The sequence below is a fragment of the Desulfopila sp. IMCC35006 genome (assembly GCF_005116645.1).
Taxonomy (GTDB): Bacteria; Desulfobacterota; Desulfobulbia; order Desulfobulbales; family Desulfocapsaceae; genus Desulforhopalus_A.
On the sequence record NZ_SWCM01000055.1, the window covers coordinates 1 to 623 of the forward strand.

Consider the following 623-nt stretch of genomic DNA (forward strand, 5'->3'; position numbering starts at 1 on the left):
ATGGCTTATAGGCAATACCTAAAAACAGCTGCCCTGGCAGGTTAATACCTGAGACCGCAGCAGTTGTTGGGAATATGGTCGTTAATAGCGGAGTATTATTTTGCGTTAAATCGAAACTGACGTCCCCATTGAGATCAATATCCACAGGGCTCCGGTAGGAGGCTCCGAAGGCCAGTACATCGATTGGAGAATAAGTGGCACCGACGTTCCATCCATAGCCGGTGCCTGTTGCCTTAAACGTCTGTCCACCATCTGGCAGTCCAAAAGTTTGGAGTGGGATCATTTGTTTCAGGGACACATCTGCGTATATAGCTCGAAACCCCACTGCGATTACCATTTTGTCGAAAAGTTTATAGGCAACAGAAGGATTAATATCCCACGTTGTCAACTTCGACTCGGTAGTAGTATATTTAAATATTGTGTCGTCAGGAAAATCACTACCTAAACCAAAACTATTATTCACTGTAAGGGCAAAAGAAACATCTTCCGAAAGTCGGTAAGCTGATGTTAGATGAAGAGGAGTATAGGTCTTTGAGCTCGATTCATAGGCTTCATTGGTGACGGTTGATTCAAGTTTTTTTTGGGGCCAGATAAGGGTGACACCTCCCGCAAAATTTATTCCT

General features: G+C 44.0%; 1 protein-coding gene. It reads right to left on the minus strand.

Annotated elements, in window-relative coordinates; genetic code table 11:
• Window positions 1-623, minus strand: a 623-nt coding sequence (locus FCL47_RS24140; protein ID WP_205747434.1) for an OmpP1/FadL family transporter, incomplete at both ends; no start/stop codon positions are given.